Raw genomic sequence first — 19,210 nt, 5'->3', positions numbered from 1 at the left:
AGGCGAGCAGTCGGCGAATTCACGCGATGTGTACTGGGCGCCGTGATGGGAGTGGAACACCGCGCCGCTCAGACCACCGCGGGTGGCGGCTGCCATCCGCGGTGGTCTGAGACGAGTTCGGTGCGCGAGATAGAGGAAGTCGCCCTCCTCTGTGGGGAGATACGTGATGTCGCCCATGTACTTGATCCCGGGCGCCGGGGCGGTGAAGTCCCGCCGGAACAGGTCCGGGACCGAAATCGCCGACGGCTCGGGGATCGTGGTGCGGACCCGTTTGCGCAGGCGTATGCCCTGGATGGAGAACTTGCGCATCACGCGGGCCACCCGTTTCTCGTTGATCTTCCGGCCGTCGGCGCGGAGCTCTGCGGTGATCCGCGGAGAGCCGTAGGCGCCGTCGGAGTCGGCGTGGACGGCACGGATCCGTTCGGCCAGGGCCCGGTCGGCGGCCTGCCGAGCGGGCCGCGCGTCGGCCCCGTCCCGCCACTTGTACTAGCTGGAACGGTTCACGCCCGGTCGACCCCGCCAGACCGGGGACGAGCCCGCCGCCGCGAAGGAAGAGTGCCATGTCCGCTGGCTCCGTCCTGCAGACCAAGGTCACCCTGGCCGACATCCACCCGCCGACCTGGCGACGGCTGCAGGTCCCGGCCGACCTCGAACTCGCCCGTCTGCACCTGGCGATCCAGACCGCGATGGGCTGGGAGAACTACCACATGCACCTCTTCACCACCCGGGCTGGCGACTACGGGCTACGCGACAGCGAACCCGGTCACCGCGACGAGCGGAAGGCCCCGATGGATACGGTCGCTCCCACCGCCGACGACACGCAACTAGGGTACGGCGTATGAGCCAGACTCCCCTCGACCCCGTCGCGCACAACCGCCTCGCCTGGGACCGCGAGGTGGAGGAGGGCAACGAGTGGTCACGCCCGGTCGGCCCCGAGGTGATCGCGAAGGCACGGGCCGGCCAGTGGTCCATCGTCCTGATCGGGTACGAGCCGGTCGACCCGACCTGGTTCCCGCCGGAGATCGCCGGTCGCGACGTGCTCTGCCTCGCCTCCGGCGGCGGGCAGCAGGGTCCGGTGCTGGCCGCGGCGGGCGCGCGGGTCACCGTCTTCGATAACTCGCCCCGCCAGCTTGCGCAGGACGAGATGGTCGCGGCGCGGGAGGGGCTCGACCTACGCACCGTGCTCGGCGACGCGCGCGACCTGAGCCCGTTCCCGGACGCCTCGTTCGACCTTGTCGTCCACCCGGTCTCCAACGTGTTCATCCCGGAGCTGGCGCCGGTCTGGCGCGAGTGCCACCGCGTGCTGCGCCCCGGCGGGACGCTGCTGTCCGGCTTCCTCAACCCGGACGTCTACCTCTTCGACGCCGAGTCCTTGGAGGCGCGCGGCGAGCTGGTGGTGCGCCACCGCCTGCCCTACAGCGACCTCACCCACCTGGAGCCCGCCGAGCGGGAACGGCTGTGGGGCCTCGACGCGCCGGTGGAGTACAGCCACACGCTCACCGAGCAGCTCGGCGGGCAGATCGCGGCGGGCTTCGCCATCACCGGCTTCGCCGAGGCGCCGCACCACTCGGAGGCCACCGCCGGCTGGCTCTCCGGCTACTTCGCCACGAAAGCGGTCAAGGCTGGCGCCGGTCACTGACCCTCCACCGGCCGGGCCAGGTCAGCAGTGAGGCCGGCGGGCGGCTGGGTCAGGTGGGCCGGATTCCCGACGGCGGCGGCCACAAGGTGCTGGGCCGCCAAGCAGGCCGGGCCACCCGCAGCGGGACGAGCTTCGACTACGTCCACTCCGCCGTCGACGACCACTCCCGCCTCGCCCACAGCGAGATCCACGGCGACGAGAAGGCCGCCACCTGCGCAGACTTCCTGCGCCGGGCCGCGGCCTTCTTCCAGACCACGGGCATCGACCGCGTCGAGCGGGTCCTGACCGACAACGCTGGCCCTACCGCAAGAGCTTCGCCAGGCAGCAGGAGATGGAGGCCGCCGCGGTGTGAGCAGGCACCACCCATGTGGGTGATGACAGCCGGGCGGTTCGCTCAGCAGAAAGTCGAGAACACCCAAGACCACTTCAGAGCCCGGTCGCATAGCGCGGCCGGGCTCGCGCCGTGCGGCGGGACGGCTGTACGCAGAAGCTGTGCCGCCCGGGCCGCCTGTCGGCCGTGCGGGAGTACGCCAGCAGGCGGCCGGTGTCCCGAAGGCGCAGGCTGATGGTGTGGAGTGGCCCGTGGACGTCGCCCTCGCGCGGCCCGTGACACAGCTGCCGACAGGCCCGTCGTGGGCGTACGAAACCAAGTTATGGACAGGGTTTGTTGTTGTCCGTTGTCCAGTGCCAACGGCCCACTGCGTCGAGGTTCGCGGCGGCGACGGCGGACCGCGTCCGCACCGCGCTTACCGGCCTGACTCCGGACCCCGGTCGGCACCGACGAGGCACTGCTGTACCGGCGGTTCGCCGGCACCGCTTTCCTCGGTGCCGTGACAGCCGGTGCCCGCGTGGACTTCGCTGGCACCGACCTGTTCGCCGCCCGCAGTGGAGCCTTCACCGCACAACGCCACGTCGAAGACCTGCTCACCCTCACCGGCCAACCGCGCCCGGACCACACCGGATCATGACCGAGTCACCGACGCCGGAAAGCAAGCGGCGGCCGCATCGAGAACGTGGATACGGCCGCCGCTGCCGTGACGAGGTTCCGTCGCCCGACGGTGATGCCGGGATGACGAGAATCAGACGCCGTAGGGGTTGTCGATGATGTAGACCCAGTCCCCCTCGCTCGTCCTCCTCATCACCTCGACCGCCTTTCCTTCCACGATGCCGCCCTCGCTCGTGATCCGCCAGGACGGCTGGACCATCGCCAGGTCGCCGTTCTGATGGACCGACGTGGCCACCACCTCCATGGTGCTGGGCAAGGCGAGGTAGACCTTGAGCGCTTCCTTGATGCTTTCCCTGCCGTAGACCGGCTGCTGTCCCGGTCCCGGTACGAACATGGCGTCTTCGGCGAACAGGGAACCCAGTCCGTCGAGGTCCTGGTCTTTGAGGTACTGGGCGAAGCGCTCGTGCACGGCTTCCGGTGTCATGTTCTTTCCATTTCGTTTCTTCGTTGCGGACGGGCGGGTCCGCTACAGGCCGATCTGCGTGAGCCATTGACCGGTGACGGGCGGCGTCAGCCCCAGAAGCTGCTGGGCGCTGTCATGCGCGCTGATGATCTCGTCCGGCACGATGGCGAGGCCCTCATGCAGTGCGGTGACCGCAGCCGCTCCTGCGTCTGCGGCGGCGTGGAAGGAGCGGGCCGGTGCGCCACCGGCACTGGGTGAGGTGTCAGCGGGTGTGCGGGTCCGGCAGGGTGACGGGCTCGCCGGGGGTGGGCCAGTGCAGCGGGACGCCGGCGGCGTCGAAGGTCTGCTGGACGTGGCTGCGGTCTTCGGTGTAGTGCGCCCAGCCCTCGGCGTGCACAGCCACCACGAGGGGATCGCCGAGCAGGCGGCGGGCCTCGACGGCCTGGACCGCGGTCAGCGACAGTCGTATGTCACCGAGCTCCTCGAAGCCGGCCGCGCCCAGGTGCAGCAGCGCCACGTCGATGCGGTACCGGTCGGCCAGGGCGCTCATCGCGTCCAGGTCGACGGTGTCACCGGAGACGTACACGCTCGGTGCCGAGCCGTCGTCGGTGTGCAGGAGGAAGCCGGTGACCGGACCGGTGATGGCCTCGGTGCCCACCGGCCCGTGACGGGCGGGGACCGCGGTGATGTTCAGCGGCGTGCGGCCCGGCGTCGACAGGGTCCGGGTCTGCCAGGGCTCCAGGCCGACGGCTGCGCCCCCTAGATCGGCGGCGCCGGCGACGGTGGTGAACACCTCCGAGGCACCGGAGGCCACCGTACGCCCGGTGGCGTCGAGGTTGTCCTGATGCCCGGTGTGGCTGACCAGGGCGGCGTCGAGAGCGGGCAGTTGTGCGGGCTTCAGCGCCGGGTCGGCGGTCTTGCGTACCAGGACCGGGCCGTCCTGGTATTCGGTGCCGGCGGCGTCGAAGGTCGGGTCGGTCAGCAGCGTCCAGCCGGCCAGGTGGATCAGCGCGGTAGGGCCGCCGAGCACCGTCACGGTGTTCGCGGCGCGGGTCACGGCATCGTCGATTACCACAGGTACTCCTTGACGATCAGCGGTTGGCTCCCTCACTCTGACCGAGTTACTTTCTGCTGGGAAGTACATACCTTTAGGTGAGGTGAGCACGTGCAGGAAAGCACGCGAGGCAACGTCCGTGATCCCGCCTGCCCCGGCAGGCAGCTGTTCGACCTGGTCACCGCCCGGTGGGCCGCCCTGGTCCTGGTGGATCTCGTGGCGGGCCCGCAACGCTGGTCCGAGCTGCGCCGGCGGGCCGGCGGTGTCAGCGACAAGATGCTCGCGCAGACCCTGCGCGACCTCGAAGCCGGTGGACTGATCACCCGTACCGTGCACACCGGCCGCCCACCGACGGTGCAGTACGCCCTGACCGACCTCGCCCGCGGCGCCACCGCCGCACTGCAACACCTGCAGGACTGGGCCGAAGAGCACACCGGCGACTACGCCCACCACCGACACACCCACACCACCGACCCGAAGCCCTGAAAAGAGCAGGCTCGGTGTGCACACGTCACCGTGCTTCCGCCGTAGGAGCAGGCGCCCTGACCAGCACGAAACTGCGCACAACCTCAGGACTCGATCACGGCCCGCCGTCACTCACGGTAGACGCACGACGGCTTCTGCCGTTGCCGGTCGCCGCCGACGGCGGAATCGTCGGCGGGTGTGTCAATTTAACGGCTGATCTTGGTTGTTGAGTGATCAGTTGTTGCTCGGGGTCAGGCGACCCTCGAAGGCGATCTGGAACGCATTCAGGGGTGCTTTCCAGCGCATGGTCCACCGCTTGCGGCCCTTGCCCGTGGGGTCCAGGCTCATCAGGGCCATGTAGATGCACTTGAGGGCGGCGGCCTCGTTGGGGAAGTGGCCGCGGGCACGGACGGACCTGCGGATGCGGGCGTTGACGCTTTCGATCGCGTTCGTGCTGCAGATGACCTTGCGGATCTCGACGTCGAAGGAGAGGAAGGGCACGAACTCGGCCCAGGCGTCCGACCACAGCTTCACGATCGCCGGATACTTCCGGCCCCACGCTTCCTGGAACTCCAGGAACCGCTCCGTCGCGGCGTCCTCGCTGGGTGCGGTGTAGACGGGTTTGAGGGCCCCTGCGACCTTGTCCCAGTCCTGGCGGGCGGCGTAACGGAACGAATTGCGCAGCAGGTGAACGACGCACGTCTGGACAATCGTGCGAGGCCAGACGGCCTCCACCGCATCGGGAAGGCCCTTGAGCCCGTCGCAGACCAGCATGAGCACGTCGTCCAGGCCGCGGTTCTTCAGCTCGGTGAACACGTGCAGCCAGTACTTGGCGCCCTCGCCGCCGTCGCCGGCCCAGATGCCGAGGATGTCGCGGGTGCCGTCCACGGTCACCGCCATCACCACGTAGATGGGACGGTTCGCGACCTTCCCGTCCCTGATCTTGACGTTGATGGCATCGACGAACAAAACGGGGTAAACGCGGTCGAGAGGACGGCTCTGCCATTCCGCCATGCCGTCCATGACCTTGTCGGTGATGGTGGAGATGGTCTGCTTGGAGACCTCCGCCCCGTAGACCTCGGCCAGGTGAGCGGCGATCTCCCCATGGGTGAGGCCCTTCGCCGAGAGCGACAGGACCATCTCGTCCACTCCCGTCAGCCGCCGCTGCCGCTTCTTGACGATCTGCGGCTCGAACGTGCCCGAGGTGTCACGCGGGACTTTGACCTCGACCGGGCCGACGTCGGTCAGCACCGTCTTGGCCCGGCTCCCGTTGCGGGAGTTGCCGCTGCCCCGGCCGCCGGCATCGTGCTTCTCATAGCCGAGGTGATCGGTGATCTCACCTTCCAGGGCCGATTCCAGGACCCGCTTGGTCAGCTGCTGCAGCAGCCCACCCTGCCCGGTCAACTGCAGTCCCTCCGACCGGGCCCGCTCCACCAGCATCGCGACCAACTGCTCATCCGACACGGGCTCAGGCTGCCCCAACCGGGCACTCTCGACAGGCTCCACGGTCTCCAACTCCACGGCGGTGTCAGTCACTTGACGTCTCTCCCATGATCGTCGGATCCGCCGTTAGATTTACACTCCCTCGTCGGCGGTCTTCGTGCGGGTCACCGGAGAACCCAGGGACAAGGGTGCAGGTCGAAGCGGAATTCAGGGACTGTGTCCGCGTCGTTTGTAGTGGCTGATGCGCACCTGGTGCTGGCGTCGGCGACGCCAGTGTGACCAGTGCAGGATGTGGTCGACCGGGGTGGGGCGGCGGTTGGTGAGGCGGTGGATCAGGCGTCGGATTTCGGCGAGGCTGAGGTGGATGAGCTGGGAGGATCCGTTTCTGCTTTTCCGTGTCCAGCTGCCGTGCCCGCAGGACCGTCAGACAGGCGTGGGCGGCGATGGCCAGGGTCATGTGGCGGTGCCAGCCGGGGTAGCGGCGGACCTGGTAGTTGTCGAGGCCGCATTCTGCTTGGCGGTCTGGAAGCATTCCTCCACGGCCCATCGGCTGCCGGCAATGCGGATCAGCTCGTCCAGCGTCGTGCCGGCGGGGCAGTAGGAGATCTGATCGGGCCTGCTGACACTGCGGCGGGCGAGGACCCAGTGCCGGCGGTCCTCGCGGTGCCAGGGCCTCACTTCGACGCGTGCCCAGTCGAAGATCCGCTGGCCGTGGGCCCCCGGGGCAGGCATCGTCTGGGCTCCTCTCATGAGACCCATCTGACCTGCTGTCACCTTTCCCCGCATCTCGGGGGAACCTCACGGTTTCCCACGAAATCCGGTGGAGTCTCAGCGGCCGGAAGTGGTTGGGTCCTGCTCGATGCTTCGCTGACGCGGCCCGGCACAGTGCGAGGCGCAAGGCCCGAATCGCAGGCGCGGTCCAGCCCGCGTGTCGTCGAGTGATGGAGGTATCGCGGTGGCTGGTTATGGGGCGCTTTCCGACGTATACGAGTGGCTGATCGGGGACGACAGGTTGACCCCCGCCCAGGCAGCCGCGGTTTACTACAGCGATGTCGTGGGCTCTCTGCCGCCCAACGCGCGCGTCCTCGACTGCGCGTGTGGAACCGGCCAGCTCGCCGTCGGTCTCGCGAGTCTTGGCCTTGACGTGGTCGCCGCAGACGCCAGCAATGGGATGGTTCGCCGGACCGAGAAAGCCGCCGACGAGCAGGGTGTCTCGCTTCGAGCCCTCCGCGCGAGCTGGGACGAACTGCCCGACCACCTGGAGGACTCCACGTTCGACCTGGTGTTCTGCGTCGGCAACTCGCTCGGGCACGCTGAGGGCGCAGCCGGGCGCCTGACCGCCCTGGAAGCGATGTCGCGGCTGCTGAATCCGGGCGGACGCCTCGTGCTCACGTCACGCAACTGGGAGCTCGTGCGCTCCGCCGGCTCACGGGTAGACGTCCGCGATCGACTCATCCGCCGCAACGACCGCGATGCGGTCGTCAGCTACTACTGGCAGATCGAGCAGCGCTGGGAGCAGGAACACTTCCTCGAGATCGTGGTCGCCCAGATCGAGCCGGATGGGGCAGTGCGAGCCTGCTCGGAGCGGTTGTCCATCTGGCCCTACCGGTACGAGGACCTCGTAACGCAGTTGCGGAGTGTCGGGCTCACGGTGCAGTCCACCACCTTCGACCCCGAGAGCGATGGATACCTGGTGGTCGCCGGCCGCGACCAGGCGCGAGGCACGTCTGAGCCGGCCCGCTGATCCGCCTTTCGTCGTTGCCGACCTGCCAGCTCGCGACCGTCTGCAGCGGGTTCTTCGCGAAGTGTTCAGCGCTGAAGCGGTTGCTACGGGTGCGGTCGTCGCCGCGCTGGCTCCCAACCTGTGGCATCAACGGTTTGATCTGGGGTCTGGCGCAAGTTCCGTGAGCGTTGGATGTATCGGCTGCACGCTCGTGGGAGTCGGAGCGCGGGCCGCGGATCATTGGGGGATGTTGTTGCCCCACAGGGAGCTGTCATCCACGTTCGCCTTGGTCACCAGTGGCGCGGGCAGCTGATCCTCCAGCCCGTTGGGCAGCTGGACGATGGTGGAACCGTGCTTCGTGGGCCCGGCCTTGAACGTCCTGCCCGACGCCGCCGCTTTGGCGTAGTAGAGAGCGTACTTGGCGTAGAGATCAGCGGGTTGTGAGACGGTGGCGTCGATGTCACCCCTGCGGATCGCGGCAAACTCCTGCGGGATGCCGTCGTTCGAGACAATCACGACGTGCCCCGCGGTGCCCGCAGGCTTGAGCAGGCCCTTCTGCTCGAGCAGGGACAGGGTTGGCTGCAGAAAGACACCGCCCGCCTGCATGTAGATGCCCTTGATGTCCGGGTGCTGAGCCAGCAGGGTCTGCAGTTTGTTGAAGGCGACCGAGCCGTCCCAGTCGGTGGGCAGGGGGTAGACGGTGATGTCGGGGAAGTTCCTCTTCATGCAGGCGGCGAACGCCTCCGAGCGGTCACGCCCGTTGATGGAATCCAGCGCACCCTGGAGTTCGGCAACCTTGCCCTTGCCGCCGAGTTGCTTGCCGAGGAACTCGCAGGCCTTGGTGCCGTAGGCCCTGTTGTCAGCCCGCACCACCATGTAGACCTTGCCCCTGTCGGGCCGAGTGTCCACACTCACCACCGGGATGTGCTTGCTCGCCAGTTGGTCGAGAGTGGAGGCGATGGCACCGGTGTCCTGCGGTGCCATGATGATGGCATCGGCGCCAATGGACTCGAAGGCCTGGGCATTCGCCGCCAACTTGGTGACGTCGTTTCGGGAGTTGCTGGTCGGCAAGGTGTCGATGTCCAGGGCGGAGGCCTCTCGCCTCATGTACCGGGAATAGGAGTTCCAGAAGTCGGAGTCGGCACGCGGCAGGTCGATGCCGATCGTGGGCTTGTCGGCGGTGTCGCTGCCGCGGTTGCACGCCGTGGCGGCTCCTGCAAGCAGTACGGCTCCGGCAACGACGGCAACGACACGCAGATGGTGGGACTTCATGCAAGCGCTCTTCTCAAGGAGGGGGCCTGTCATCGGATGTCTCGATACGTGGCGAGGACGTTAGGGCCAAGTAACCAAGACCGGCAAGATCCCTCCGATGATTTCTCGGATTCGTGACCTGACGCCCCCTCAGGCACACCACGACATACCCAACACACCTTCAGCAAAGCGGTCGATTAGGGACTTATCGCGGCCCTCCCTTCGTCGTGAATCATCGGATGTCTCCTTTTCCGTGAGCTCAGAATCAGTCGCAAGGTCATCCCTCTCCGGGGAACGTCCTCCGCTGGCCAGATGACCGTCGCGTGACGCGCCTGACCGCCTTCGTCAGCATTCCGCTCACATGGCGTCGACGTCGGTCCTCCACCGCCGAAGCCTGGACTTTCGGGCGCGTCGACACGCTTGTCGTTCACGCGCGGCGCCTTGACCGGGATGGGCCCGGCGGCCGTGGAGGCGTCCTCGATGTCGAGCTGTTGGCGAGGTAGTCGGCGACCTCCGCCGGGACATCAGTCGGGTGCCGGCGAGCGCAAGCGGTTCTCGTCGCAGATCCTGGCCCCCTGGTGCCGGAAGTCGCCGAGGATCAGCGAGCCCCTTCCCCCGCTCTACCTGCACGGGCTGTCCTCCGGTGACGCCGTCGCTTCGCACCATCCGACCGGCGCCAGGAAAGCGTCGGGGCGCACGGCCCCACCGTGAGGCACTGTGACAGCCGCCGTATATGCGGGCTCACGATCCGGCGTCCGCCGCGCGCTGGCCGTGCCTGGCCCGTTTGCGGCAGGCGGGAGGCAGCAGAGCAGTGGGTTGCCGAGGCAGGACGTTCAATCCCGACCGTCCAGGACGGCCCGCACTCAGGACAGTTGGACGTCCCACCGCCCTGGGTCGCCTGGGTCCTCGTCCGCGTCCGCCGCATCCGCCGCCGGTGCCGCGGCCGGCAAGCGGACGGACAGAAGACCGCCGTGGCCTTCGCCGGAGGCATCAGCGGGCCATCGCACCCGCGATCCAAGCGCGGCCCCGAGTCGTCGTCGGTGGTCACGACCAGCCGTAGCCGGGGCACTCCGTCCCTGCGCATGCCTGCACCCCGTACGACGGGTGCGGATGGCTGCCGACCACCCGATGGCCTCAGCGCAGCGGGTCTCCGCGTGCACCGCTGGAAGGCCCGACGAGTGTCGTGGTCAGCGGGTGCCCGCTTCGGCGCGTGTGTAGAACGCGGCGAGTTCGTGGGGGTTCTTGGTGTAGACGTCGATCTTGCGGACCATGCCGTCCTCGACCTGGTGGATCTCGACCATGGTCAGCGGGAACTTCTCGCCGGTGGTGTGGGCTGTGAGCGTTCCGGTGAGCGTTCCGATGACGCCCGCCGGGCCCTCGAACACCTCGGCGTCGGTAATGGCGACGTTGGCGTGGGCCATCATCGTGCCGAGGATCGACTGCACGAACACCTCGCGGCCCTGGTGCACGCCGCCGTAGGGGAGCTGGTCCGGCTCATCGACGATCACCTCGGGGGCGAGCTTGGCCAGGACACCCGGCACGTCGCCTTTGGTCAACGCGTCATACAGCCCTCGCACGACATCCGCGGGGCTCTCCGTCACCGTCTCGATCTGGTTGCTCATCTGGTGGGTCCTCATCAGTGTTCAGGTGCTGCCGACCGGGGCGCGTGCGTCCTCGCGCCGGTCGGGCCCCGGGGGATCGGGGCACGGACCATGCAACGCGAGACGGGCGTGACGGGGGAGTTCTTGCTGTGAGGGGTACTGGCAGGGCCCCTCATCTGTCGCGCAGCCTGCCTACCCTGGTCTCATGGACAACCGGGACGCAGTCAGCGCATTCCTCCGCTCCCGACGCGACAAGATCACCCCGGAGCAGGCCGGTCTGCCGACGTACGGTCGGCGCCGGGTGTCCGGGCTGCGCAGGGGGGAGGTCGCCGCACTCGCCGGCGTGAGCGTCGAGTACTACACGCGCCTGGAGCGCGGCAGCCTCCAGGGGGTCTCCGACAGTGTGCTCGACGCCCTCGCCCGCGCCTTGCGGCTGGACGCCACCGAGCGCATGTACCTGTACGACCTCGCCCGCGCTGCCGGACCGGCGCCGCGAACGCGGGTACCGCGGCCAGAAAGCCGATCGACGGTGCGGCCGAGTGTGGCGCGGATCGTCGATGGCATGCCGGAGCTGCCGGCGTACGTGATGAACAACCGCCTCGATGCGCTGGCCGCCAACTCGTTGGGCCGGGCCCTGTACTCGGAGATGTATGCCGACCCGACATGCGGGGCGAACGTCGCCCGGTTCGCGTTCTTCAACTCCGCGGCCAGGCGGTTCTACACCGACTGGGAGCGCATGGCTCGCTTCGCCGTGGGCGCGCTGCGCATCGAGGCGGGGAAAAACCCCTACGACCGGGAGCTGTCGAACCTGATCGGTGAACTGTCCACCCGCAGCGACGCCTTCCGCGTGATGTGGGGCTCGCACGACGTGCATGTCTTCCGGGAGAGCACCAAACGCCTCAATCATCCTCTCGTCGGCGAACTGGAACTCGATCAGGAGACCATGAGCCTGCCGGACGAAAGCGGCCTGAGTGTTGTCGTCTACAGCGCGCCCCCCGAAACCGCCGCGGAGGACGGCCTGAAGCTACTCGCCAGTTGGTCCGCCACGGCCGGGCAGGTGCAGGACGCGTAATCGCCATCCGCGGGCAACCCGCCGCCCCGGCAGGCCTGACGAGGCCGTGCTGGCCCCTTTTCCGACGCTCAGAGAGACTGTCACCCGGCGCGAGCAGGCCAGTGAGTGCGGCGATCGCCTCCGGTCACGGCTTGACATGGCGGCACCCGTTCCAAGTCGCACTGACCTGCACCGAAGGCACGCTCAGCTTGTCTTCAGGACCTGACACAGCATCTCGGCCACACCGGAGATGTGCGCCGTCTCCTCAGCCGCCCCGGCCACCACACCCGCCGACGTCATCGCCGCCACGATCACCCGGCAGCGCCGGCCGCCCTGACGGCACCCGGCCCTCTGCGGCCGAGGCACAACCCGACGAACTCTCGGGCTATTCGACCGTGAAGTCGGCCGCCTCCCTGTCCAGGGTGGTGGAGCCGTCCTCGGCGGTGGCCAGGACGGCGATGTGCCAGAGGCCGCCGGGGGATGAGTCGGCGTCGCTGCTGGTGAGGGTGAGTGTGTAGGTGCAGCGTGCGGAGTCGTGGCCGGCGGGCTTGCAGGTGGCGGATTCCGCGGCAGCCATGTCCTTGGTGGTCAGCTTCTGCTTGGCGAGGGATGAGTTCTCGGGCCACGCCAGGACCTTCACGTCCTTGACGCCCGAGGACGCGGTGACGTCGGTGACGAAGGTGAGCGTGCCGTCGCGGTCCTTGTCGGGAGCGGTGTAGCGGGCGGTGCTGTCGGCCAGTGCCGGAGGCTGTTCGTCGGCGTGGGCGAGAGCGAAGGCGCCGGCGCCGGCGAGGACTACGGCACCGGCGGCAGCGGACAGAGCCATACGTCGCGACATTGAGAGTCTCCAAATTTTGTCGGCTGGACCGGGCAGCGCTCCTGGCTGCTCCGCTGCATCCATAGTCGCCGTGCAAGGGGGTGCCTGAGATGAGTGCAGATACTCAACTCGATCTGAGTGATTAGCTGTTGCCGCAACGGTGTTGAGGGCGCCACCAGGCCGCGCACGGTCACGCACCGGCCAGCCGACGGGCAGACAGACATGCGCCCGGCAGCCGGGGGCTGCGTGCGGGGCGTCAAGAGCCTTGTGGCGCAATCCCAGTGGGGCCCGGGCGTGAGGGTCGCACGGGTCCGCGGCCGGGGCCGCGCCAGGCCGCCGCGACGCCGGCAGCGCCCTCTCCCTTTCGGGGGGACTGGCAGGCGCCCTGCCGCGCGGACCGTCTGCCCCGCAGGCGCGGCCGGGGACGGGCACCCGGGGCCTGCGGAGCCTCTCCCGGGAAAAGGCAAACAAAAAACGCCGAGCGGCGCCCGGCGACATTACAGAAAAGACCGTCTCGGTTACTTCGCCATCTCCTCCTCAATTTGAGCCTTCACCGCATATTCAGGATTCACTGCGACATGGTTCTCGACGACGACAACGGTTACGTCGACCTGTACCTTTTCTTCAGTGGCCTGAGAAGGACCGAGGAGCGCCAGGAAAAGCGGAATTGACGCTGCCGCGAGAGTCACCCACGCCGCTCTGTCCTGAAGACGCGCCAAACGCTCCTCCCGCTCCCCCACACTCTGGGACGAGACGGGAACGTCGCTATCGAGCCGGGAGGACACCTCCTCCTTTTCACGATAGAAGTGCAGGTCAGATGCCCTTTCGGGGGTGGGTTCACTGCTGTCCGCCATCGTCGCGCTCTCACACTTGACCATGCCGAAAATATCCAATTCAGCTCCTCATTTTGGGTATAAAAAATCCCGGGAACGAGCCTTCTGCTCGCCCGGGCAGGGGTATGCCAGGACTAGGGCGCGGACGCGCCTCGATTTCTTGTCTGTTGCTGTAAACAGCTTACTTCATCGCTGCTGGAATGACAAGATGGCGAGCCGTCGGGCGGTTCGCCATCTCATGGGTTCAACGGAGGGGCGGTAGGTCTGCCGGGCCCCTGCAGAACAAAAGGGTACGCATTTTCTCTGCCTCGTCAAGGCTCTTTACCCGCAGGGTGGCCGGGCGGGCCCCGGTGGTCCTATTCGGGCGCCGTGACTGCGGATTCCGGGGGCGGACGCTGTGCCCGGGACCGCTCTCGTATCCCGGGCGCGGGGGTGCGCGGGCCCGGGTGTTCCAGGCTGTGGGGGAAGCGCTGGGCGGTGCGGGCCCAGGGCGGCCAGTGGCAGGTGACGGCCGGTTCGACGTTCCACCGGGTCAGCACGACGCTGGACTACTGCCGGATCCTCCCGGCCAGCCAGCCGATCGAGCAGACCATGGTCAAGTGCAACGGCAAGGTCTGGAAGGCCAAGTGGGAGACGAAGGGCAGTGCCCCGGGCACCGGGGCCGACGCCGACCACGAGCCCTGGAAGCTGGTCGGCAGCGCCAGCTGAGCCTCAGCCACCCAGCCTGATACTCCAGGCCATCACATCGACGGAGAGTGCTTCTGACCTGCAACGGTGGCGTGGGTGATCCAGGACGACGTCGCATGGCCTGGTGAACGCCGTCCCTCTTGAGACGGCAGTCCCGCAGGACTTTCCAGGCACGGGCCGTCCATGCCCGCGGCGCGGGCCGGGTCGCGTCGGTGTCCACGAACACCGTGCCCCGCCCGCCGGAGTCCACGCGGGTGCGGGACCCGGCGGCCAGGTCGGCTCCGCGCCGCCCAGGGGATCCGATGTGCCTGGTCGTATTCGGTCGGCTCGCCCGGGGTGGGCGCGGGGCCGACGACGTGTGACGGCATCATGAGGGTCCGCCTGTGAAGGAGTGCCGCCCGTGCGACTGGTTTCCGATCCCGTGTTCGGCGAAGTGGATCTCACCGCTTCGGCGGAGGAACTGGCCGCCCTGGCGAGGGCGGTGGCCGAGGGTGACGGGTTCGTCGGCTCCTCGCCGCCACTGGACGGTGGCACCTTGGCGGGGGTCGAAGTCAGGAAGTCTTCCGGCCCCGGGGTTCGGGTCGAACTGGACGCCTCGCGGCAGGTTCTGGTGATCAGCGGCGATCCCGGCGCGAGAGCGATTCTCGCAGCCAACCTTGAGGGCATGGCCACCGCCGAGGACGGTGGTCACCTCCACATCGACTACTTTCCCGAGCACCCCTACCTCGTTGAAGGGTCCCTGCCGATCGTGGTCAACAGTCCCCACGGAGGGATGCCGGCCCGATGACCGGCGGGTGGGCCGCGGCGGCGATCATCAGGGATCGCGGGCGGCCGGCGAGCGGGTGAGCGGTGCGCCGGTGCTGTTGCTGTGCGCCCTTTCAGGCGGCCCTTGACGGACTCGATGAGCCCACCGAGATGGTGGGTCGGCAGGACGCCAGGTAGGCCGGGGCGCATCTGCCGGCCCCGGTCGGGACGGGCCCCGGCGGGCGCGGCGCGCTCCGGGGGGACGTCCCGTGCCGGGTGGGACGGCGGGGTGCAGGGATGCGCGCCCGCGACGGACGGGCGCCGGCCAACCGCACTGCTCGCCGGGTTTCCCGGGGGTTTCCCGTTGCCCGTTCGGCCGGGCAACGTCGGTGCGTCGACAGGAGGCTCGCGCCGCCAGCAGGCTGCTGTGGGCAGCTCTCACGGCGCCGGGCCGACCGCCGTGGGTGCTTCACCCACGCCGACGGCACACGGCCGGCCGGCTGTGCGACGACCGACCATGGCCGGAGACAACGGGGGAACGACATGAGAAGAGCCAACCCACGCGTCCATGACCGCGGCAGAACACCGCACGGCCGCTTCCGGCCGCTGCGGCTGCTGCTCGCCGCCGCCGTGGCCGTCGCCTGTCTGGCTCTGCCGACGGCGGCACCGGCCACCGCCGCACCGGCCGCACCGGCCGCCGACACCTGTGCGCCGCTGAAGGCGGGAGCGAGCACGGCCGCCCAGGACGCCGTCAACGTCGCCTGCCGCTACGTCGGCTGGATGTACGCCTGGGGCGGCGGCCACGCCGGAGGACTGCCCGGACCCAGCCAGGGCATGCTGGACACGGACCCGAGGTCCATCAACGATCCGACGTACTGGAGCTTCGACTGCATCGGCCTCGTGCGCTGGGCCTGGTACAAGGCCACCCGCCAGGACATCATCAGCGAGCGCACCACGCAGTCCACCTGGCAGAACCCGGGCTACGCGCACACCAGGTTCACCAAGGCGCAGGGCGAGGCTCCGCTGCTGCCGGGCGACATCATGTACTTCGGCGAGGGACTCAGCCACGTCGCCCTCTACCTGGGTAACGGCAAGAGACTCGAATCGCCCCAGTCGGGCGAGGTCATCCGCGTCTCGGACATCCCGTGGGCCGGCTACCAGGGTTCGCTGCGGCCCGAGGTCCCGGGCGTCTTCCCGGTGTGGGAGTACGACGGTCTCGGCAAGCAGGTGAAGACCTGGGGCCAGCCGAACCTGCGCAACGACTCCACCACCGGCAGCGGCATCAACTGGTCGGTCAGCAACGGCATTTCGGTCGCCGTGCGGGCGCTGTGCCAGCGCGTGGGGGAACGCGTCACCGTGGACGGCATGGTCAACAACGTCTGGACGTATCTGCCGGACTACCGCAGCTGGATCAGCAATCTCTTCCTCCAGGGCCCGGCGATCACACCTGGTGTGCCGTCGTGCGGGGACTACGCGAGAATCGGCGGCACGCTGGAGGGCGCGTCCTCCAACACCTCCTGCGGGGACGGCACCCCACCCGAATCCGCCGGTGCGTGGACGGCCAGGTCCGCGACCGTGTTCGGCCGTACCGTCGAGCTGCGCTACAACAGCACGACCGCCTGTGCCTGGGGCCGTATCACCGGCGGCACGATCGGTGACGAGATCTGGGTCGATCGCAGCAACGACGGCGGGGACACCTGGGAGCCGATGCTCGGCTACACGACCGTCACCTCGGGCGGTGACGCGTACACCCCGCAGTGGAACGACAACGGCCTGGTGATGCGTGCCTGCGGCACCAACGGCAAGGGCGGCTCCATCGTCTGCACGGGCTGGTTCTGAACCGTTCCGCCACGCGAGGCCGCCCGGCCGGCCACCGCGTCGACAACCGTCGCCGGCCGGTCCGGCGGCCTGTCCGACGGCGTGCCCGACCACTGTCGATCACGCCCTCTCCATGCAACGACAACGAAGGAGAACCATGTTCGGGAAACACCTCAAGGCGGCCATGCTTTCCACCGCGCTGGCCACCGTGCTGGCCGGAACTCTGGCCGCACCCTCCGCGCAGGCGGCTCCGGCGGCTCCGGCAGCGGCAGCGGCTGCGGCGGCGCCCGAGTGCGGCGTCCGGGCCCACGACGGGCGGCTGTGGTGCGGGAACCGCGGGGACGCACCGACCCGGCTGGAGCCGTTCCACGAGAGCCCCTTCAACGGCCTGCTGAAGTCGACGTTCAGCTACTTCACCTGCTGGTCGACGGGCGGGCTGCACGGCGGCGGGAACACGACCTGGTACCGCACGGTGCCCGACTGGATCAGCGAGGGCAGCGAGGGATACGTGCCGGCGGACTGGGTGTTCACTCCCAGCTGGTTCGACGCCGACCCCAGCAGGTACGGGCTGCGGCACTGCTGACAACACGCCGGCCGACCGCACCCCCGATGGGGGCGGGGTGACTTGACGGATGCGGAGTGGGAACGGCTGCGGCCGTTCCTGCCAGGCGATGGCGTCGGCAGCCTGGTCGCCGGCAGCCGGGCCGGCCGTATTCGTCGGCGCACGCGGTCGGGGCAGGGCGACGTGACCCCGAGGCGCGGCGCGGGCAGACTGTCAGAAAATCTGAACAGAACGATTACAGACGTGGCGAGCCGGACACGGTGAGCGTGATCGACGCCGCCACCCACACGGTCGTGGAGAACATCGACGTCGGAGACGGTCCCACCTGCATCGCGATCACCCCCGGCGGGACACACGCCTACGTGACCGACAACGCGTCGGGCAGCGTGAGCGTCATGGCGACGACCGTGATCCCCGACCAGGGATCCACGGCCGGCGGCACCCGGGTGACGATCACCGGCCGCCACCTGGCCGGCGCGAGCTCCGTGCGTTTCGGCACTGCCCCGGCCGCCATCACCGCCAACACGGACACCTCGCTGACCGTCACCGCCCCTGCCGGAAGCGGCGCCGTCCCGGTGACGGTCACCACCGCGGGCGGCACCGGAATCCTCGGAACCTTCTACTACCGGCCCCTTCCCGCCCTCACCGGCATCAGCCCCGCCGCGGGCCCCCTCGCCGGCAGCGACCAGGAGATCACCATCACCGGCCGCGACCTGGCCGGAGCCACCGACGTGTACTTCGGGCCCCGCCGGGCCGTCATCCAGAAGGTCTCCGACACGCATCTGGCCGTCAGGACACCGGCCGGTGTCGGGGCTCCTGTCGCGGGCGGCGTCACCATCACCGTGTTCACCCCCGGCGGGCGCGCCGAGGGCCCGCTCTACACCTACCTCGGCACACCCGCCGTCACCGGCGTCAGCCCCGGCACGGGCCCCACCACCGGCGGTACCGACGTCAGCATCACCGGCACCGGGCTGGCCGCCACCGACCAGGTCACCTTCAACGGCGTCCCCGCCACCTTCACCGCCGTCTCCGACACCACGCTCATCGCCACCTCCCCGCCCAGCGGACAGGAAGGCACCGTCGACATCACCGTCACCACCCCCGGCGGCACCGCCACCGGATCCTTCACCTACGTCTTCGAACCTGCCCTCTGACCCCCAACCGGACGCACTCGTCTGCGTCCCGCACACAGGCCTGCGCCCTGATCCGCGACCCTGCCGGGCCTCACACATCAGCTCTCAGCCGCATGACAGAGAACAACGCGGCCGTCTTCCGTACCATCGCTACAACAAACATGTGCGCCAGTAACTGCCGCTGCCACCACGACAGCAGGCGGGAGAGCACGAACCATCGACGTCGTGTACGCCATGGGCTCGCCGCTCATCGGCCGCGGCACACAGGAAGGCTGTGAGCATCATGTCCGAAACCGCCACCCCGACAGCCGGGTTGACCTCCCACTACAGCGCCCAGGTCGCAGGCGATCTGGAACGCAACCTGAAGGAGCAGGAACGCCTCAGCGGTGAGATCGAAGCGCTGCAGGAGCAGCTGGCCGCCGTGCGGCACGATCACACCGTCCTGGTGAGCCTCCAGCAGGCTCTCGGTGTCCCGGCGGCGCCCGATGCGCCTGCCGCCGAGCCCGTCACGGCGGTACCCGCTCCCCGCAAGAAGGCCACGGCAGCATCCGGTGCGGCCAAGCAGGCAAAGGATAAGAAGCCCGCCCCGGCGAAGAAGCGCACCAGCAAGAAGACCGCCGCCACCGCGGCTGCGGCGGATGCCCAGCCGCCTGCTCTGCCCAAGCTGGTGGACCTCGTACGGGAACACCTGGCCGGGCAGGCAGAGCCCCGCTCGGCTGCCGAGATCACCACCGCGCTGGGACAGCTGCATCCCGAGCGCGCGGTGAAGACCACCGTGGTGCGCACGACGCTGGAAGGCCTCGTGGCCAAGAGCCAGGCCCAGCGCACCAAGCAGGGCACTGCCGTCTTCTACTCCGCCCCCGACGCGCCCGTGCCCGCAGCCGGCGAGCAGACACCGCGGCAGTCCGCCTGACGCCGAGCGCTCGGGGCTGACTGCATCATGCGCTGCTGCTGAGCGGTCACGAGGGCCGGATCGACCC

At 68.9% G+C, this 19,210-nt stretch carries 19 protein-coding genes and 3 pseudogenes; 13 read left to right on the top strand and 9 right to left on the bottom strand.

Annotation, left to right across the window (positions count from 1 at the left end; all coding sequences use genetic code 11):
* Positions 1–24: 24 nt before the first annotated feature.
* Positions 25–486: pseudogene (locus tag OG852_RS48565) on the bottom strand (IS3 family transposase); the annotation flags it as partial.
* Positions 487–560: 74 nt separating this feature from the next.
* On the opposite strand from OG852_RS48565, the gene OG852_RS48560 reads away from it, so the two are divergent.
* The 4 genes and pseudogenes from OG852_RS48560 (at position 561) to OG852_RS48545 (ending at position 2,607) form a co-directional block, all read left to right on the top strand.
* A complete protein-coding gene (locus OG852_RS48560; RefSeq protein WP_330346780.1) occupies positions 561–842 on the top strand; it encodes a plasmid pRiA4b ORF-3 family protein in 282 nt (93 codons plus the stop codon).
* On the top strand, positions 839–1,639 hold the full coding sequence (locus OG852_RS48555; RefSeq protein ID WP_330346781.1) for a class I SAM-dependent methyltransferase: 801 nt from the start codon (positions 839–841) through the stop codon (positions 1,637–1,639). The genes OG852_RS48560 and OG852_RS48555 overlap by 4 nt, the downstream gene beginning before the upstream one ends.
* Before the next feature lie 50 nt (positions 1,640–1,689).
* Positions 1,690–1,935: pseudogene (locus OG852_RS48550) on the top strand (IS481 family transposase); the annotation flags it as partial.
* 534 nt (positions 1,936–2,469) lie between these two features.
* Positions 2,470–2,607 (top strand): hypothetical protein, encoded by a 138-nt coding sequence (locus tag OG852_RS48545; protein ID WP_166663850.1) that lies wholly within the window; start codon positions 2,470–2,472, stop codon positions 2,605–2,607.
* 111 nt (positions 2,608–2,718) lie between these two features.
* On the opposite strand, the gene OG852_RS48540 is transcribed toward OG852_RS48545, so the two are convergent.
* Complete coding sequence (locus tag OG852_RS48540; protein WP_133918290.1) at positions 2,719–3,069, bottom strand: YybH family protein; 351 nt, start codon at positions 3,067–3,069, stop codon at positions 2,719–2,721.
* 241 nt (positions 3,070–3,310) lie between these two features.
* The gene (locus tag OG852_RS48535) at positions 3,311–4,123 is read right to left on the bottom strand and encodes an MBL fold metallo-hydrolase (RefSeq protein ID WP_133918291.1); all 813 of its coding nucleotides are present in this window, start codon (positions 4,121–4,123) and stop codon (positions 3,311–3,313) included.
* Between the two features lie 90 nt (positions 4,124–4,213).
* Here OG852_RS48535 and OG852_RS48530 point away from each other — a divergent pair, with 90 nt between their 5' ends.
* The gene (locus OG852_RS48530) at positions 4,214–4,588 is read left to right on the top strand and encodes a winged helix-turn-helix transcriptional regulator (protein ID WP_133918292.1); all 375 of its coding nucleotides are present in this window, start codon (positions 4,214–4,216) and stop codon (positions 4,586–4,588) included.
* Between the two features lie 213 nt (positions 4,589–4,801).
* Here OG852_RS48530 and OG852_RS48525 read toward each other — a convergent pair whose 3' ends face one another.
* Both OG852_RS48525 and OG852_RS48520 read right to left on the bottom strand, forming a co-directional pair.
* Positions 4,802–6,007 (bottom strand): IS256 family transposase, encoded by a 1,206-nt coding sequence (locus OG852_RS48525; protein ID WP_330351366.1) that lies wholly within the window; start codon positions 6,005–6,007, stop codon positions 4,802–4,804.
* Between the two features lie 335 nt (positions 6,008–6,342).
* Positions 6,343–6,730, bottom strand: a pseudogene (locus OG852_RS48520) (IS701 family transposase); the annotation flags it as partial.
* Positions 6,731–6,965: 235 nt separating this feature from the next.
* Between OG852_RS48520 and OG852_RS48515 the strand changes: the two are divergent.
* Positions 6,966–7,754 carry a class I SAM-dependent methyltransferase gene (locus tag OG852_RS48515; RefSeq protein WP_330346782.1) on the top strand — a complete coding sequence of 263 codons (789 nt, stop codon included), beginning with the start codon at positions 6,966–6,968 and terminating at the stop codon, positions 7,752–7,754.
* A 216-nt stretch (positions 7,755–7,970) separates the two neighbouring features.
* On the opposite strand, the gene OG852_RS48510 is transcribed toward OG852_RS48515, so the two are convergent.
* Positions 7,971–9,005 (bottom strand): sugar ABC transporter substrate-binding protein, encoded by a 1,035-nt coding sequence (locus OG852_RS48510; protein ID WP_330346783.1) that lies wholly within the window; start codon positions 9,003–9,005, stop codon positions 7,971–7,973.
* A gap of 1,166 nt (positions 9,006–10,171) precedes the next feature.
* Entirely contained in the window at positions 10,172–10,606 is a 435-nt protein-coding gene (locus OG852_RS48505; RefSeq protein WP_330346784.1) for a nuclear transport factor 2 family protein, read from the bottom strand.
* A 184-nt stretch (positions 10,607–10,790) separates the two neighbouring features.
* Between OG852_RS48505 and OG852_RS48500 the strand changes: the two genes are divergently transcribed.
* Entirely contained in the window at positions 10,791–11,657 is an 867-nt protein-coding gene (locus OG852_RS48500; protein WP_133916259.1) for a helix-turn-helix transcriptional regulator, read from the top strand.
* A 364-nt stretch (positions 11,658–12,021) separates the two neighbouring features.
* On the opposite strand, the gene OG852_RS48495 is transcribed toward OG852_RS48500, so the two are convergent.
* Together OG852_RS48495 and OG852_RS48490 are read right to left on the bottom strand one after the other, a co-directional pair.
* On the bottom strand, positions 12,022–12,474 hold the full coding sequence (locus OG852_RS48495; protein ID WP_330346785.1) for a DUF5707 domain-containing protein: 453 nt from the start codon (positions 12,472–12,474) through the stop codon (positions 12,022–12,024).
* A gap of 497 nt (positions 12,475–12,971) precedes the next feature.
* The gene (locus tag OG852_RS48490; protein WP_330346786.1) at positions 12,972–13,346 is read right to left on the bottom strand and encodes a hypothetical protein; all 375 of its coding nucleotides are present in this window, start codon (positions 13,344–13,346) and stop codon (positions 12,972–12,974) included.
* 417 nt (positions 13,347–13,763) lie between these two features.
* Between OG852_RS48490 and OG852_RS48485 the strand changes: the two genes are divergently transcribed.
* The 6 genes from OG852_RS48485 to OG852_RS48460 all read left to right on the top strand — a co-directional run bounded on the left by OG852_RS48485 (position 13,764) and on the right by OG852_RS48460 (position 19,143).
* A complete protein-coding gene (locus tag OG852_RS48485; RefSeq protein ID WP_208117319.1) occupies positions 13,764–13,994 on the top strand; it encodes a hypothetical protein in 231 nt (76 codons plus the stop codon).
* 379 nt (positions 13,995–14,373) lie between these two features.
* Positions 14,374–14,760 carry an Imm32 family immunity protein gene (locus OG852_RS48480; RefSeq protein ID WP_330346787.1) on the top strand — a complete coding sequence of 129 codons (387 nt, stop codon included), beginning with the start codon at positions 14,374–14,376 and terminating at the stop codon, positions 14,758–14,760.
* A gap of 500 nt (positions 14,761–15,260) precedes the next feature.
* Positions 15,261–16,556 carry an NlpC/P60 family protein gene (locus OG852_RS48475; RefSeq protein WP_330346788.1) on the top strand — a complete coding sequence of 432 codons (1,296 nt, stop codon included), beginning with the start codon at positions 15,261–15,263 and terminating at the stop codon, positions 16,554–16,556.
* Between the two features lie 136 nt (positions 16,557–16,692).
* A complete protein-coding gene (locus OG852_RS48470) occupies positions 16,693–17,118 on the top strand; it encodes a hypothetical protein (protein ID WP_133916254.1) in 426 nt (141 codons plus the stop codon).
* Positions 17,119–17,357: 239 nt separating this feature from the next.
* A complete protein-coding gene (locus OG852_RS48465; RefSeq protein WP_330346789.1) occupies positions 17,358–18,251 on the top strand; it encodes an IPT/TIG domain-containing protein in 894 nt (297 codons plus the stop codon).
* Between the two features lie 262 nt (positions 18,252–18,513).
* Positions 18,514–19,143, top strand: a complete 630-nt coding sequence (locus OG852_RS48460) for a hypothetical protein (RefSeq protein ID WP_330346790.1) — start codon at positions 18,514–18,516, stop codon at positions 19,141–19,143.
* The last annotated feature ends 67 nt before the right edge of the window (positions 19,144–19,210 follow it).

Origin of the sequence: Streptomyces sp. NBC_00582 (assembly GCF_036345155.1) — a bacterium.
Taxonomy (GTDB): Bacteria; Actinomycetota; Actinomycetes; order Streptomycetales; family Streptomycetaceae; genus Streptomyces.
This window is presented reverse-complemented; position numbering and strand designations above follow the sequence as displayed.